We start from the raw sequence: 1,358 nt of genomic DNA, 5'->3' as shown, positions 1-1,358 counted from the left end.
GCAATTTCGCCGGAGCAAGGTGGCAAGAAAGCAAGGTGGCAAAACGGCAGGAACAGGGCGGCCGGCGGTCTTCCCGCCGCATTCGGCCGCCCCGGCCGCTGTTCAGTGGCGCACCAGCCAGACGAGGCCGACGCCGACGGCCAGCGCGATGAGGCCGCCGGCGCGCAGCACGCTGTCGGGCGTGCCAATGGCCTGCTTCATCATCGTCTTCAGGCCGCCGGGTGCTGCGGCATAGAGCGTGCCCTCAAGGGCAAGCACCAGCCCCAGCGCCACCAGAAAGTCGCTCATTGCGCCGCAGCCGGGGCTGCCGGGGCGGGCACGGAGCGGCCCTTGGGATCGTTGAAGTAGCGGAAGAACTCCGACTTCGGCGACAGCACCATGCGGGTGCCATCCGGCTTCAGCGCCGCCTCATAGGCCTGCATGGAGCGGAAGAAGGCGAAGAAATCCGGATCCTTGCCGAACGCGCCGGCGAAGATCGCCGCACGGCGGGCATCGCCCTCGCCGCGGGTTTCGTCGGCGGTGCGGTTGGCCTCGGCGATGATCACGGTCGCCTGACGATCGGCCTGCGCACGGATGCGGGCCGCCGCCTCGGCGCCCTGCGCCCGGATTTCGGTCGCCTCGCGCTGACGCTCGGTCTGCATCCGGCTGAAAATCGCCTGGCTGTTGGCCTCCGGCAGGTCCGCCCGGCGCAGGCGCACATCCACCACCTCCACGCCGATGCCGTTGGCGCGGCGCTGCACGTCCTCGCGGATGCGGCGCATCAGGTCCGGACGGCTGTCGCGCACCACGGCCAGGAAGCTCTCTTCCGCCAGCACCGAACGGATCGACGACTGCACGAAGGTCGACAGGCGCCGGTTGCCCTCATCGACATTGTTCACGGTCTGATAGAACAGCACCGGATTGATGATGCGATAGCGGGCAAAGGCATCCACCACGAGGCGCTTCTGGTCGGCGGCGATGGCCTCCAGCTCCGGCACCTGCAGGTCGAGCACGCGCTTGTCGAGGAAAACGACGTTCTGGATGAAGGGGATCTTGAAATTGAGCCCCGGGCTCGTCACCGCACGCCGCACCTCGCCGAACTGCAGCACGATGGCCTGCTGCGCGGGGGTGATGATGAACAGAGACGAATAGGCGAGCACCGCGATGACGGCCGCCACGATCAGTCCGACGATCCCGCCCCTCATTTTGCGCCTCCCGCATTGGCGGCGGCGCCGGCAGAACGGGCACCGGAAAGGCTGTCCAGCGGCAGGAAGGGCACAACGCCCGGCCCGGCGGCCTTCTCGTCGATCAGCACCTTGTCGCTCGAACCCAGCACCTTCTGCATCGTCTCCAGATAGAGGCGCTCGCGCGTCAGGTCC

2 protein-coding genes are annotated in these 1,358 nt (G+C 68.0%); both read right to left on the bottom strand.

Features of this window, described 5'->3' with window-relative positions:
• Window positions 1-102: 102 nt before the first annotated feature.
• Window positions 103-288 (bottom strand): DUF2065 domain-containing protein, encoded by a 186-nt coding sequence (locus V7067_RS06930; protein WP_334175156.1) that lies wholly within the window; start codon window positions 286-288, stop codon window positions 103-105.
• Window positions 285-1,184 (bottom strand): protease modulator HflC, encoded by a 900-nt coding sequence (gene hflC / locus V7067_RS06925; protein ID WP_334175155.1) that lies wholly within the window; start codon window positions 1,182-1,184, stop codon window positions 285-287. Before hflC ends, V7067_RS06930 begins: the two co-directional genes overlap by 4 nt.
• Window positions 1,185-1,358: the final 174 nt, after the last annotated feature.

This window comes from Pseudoxanthobacter sp. (genome assembly GCF_036822375.1).
Lineage (GTDB): Bacteria > Pseudomonadota > Alphaproteobacteria > Rhizobiales > Segnochrobactraceae > Pseudoxanthobacter.
The sequence above is the reverse complement of the archived record's forward strand: the minus strand, read 5'-3'. Positions and strand labels throughout refer to the sequence as shown.

What these genes read in the sequence shown, in the direction of transcription:
- hflC (WP_334175155.1), bottom strand. Translation starts at nt 1,184, where the DNA reads ATGAGGGGCGGGATCGTCGGACTGATCGTGGCGGCCGTCATCGCGGTG.
- V7067_RS06930 (WP_334175156.1), bottom strand. Translation starts at nt 288, where the DNA reads ATGAGCGACTTTCTGGTGGCGCTGGGGCTGGTGCTTGCCCTTGAGGGC.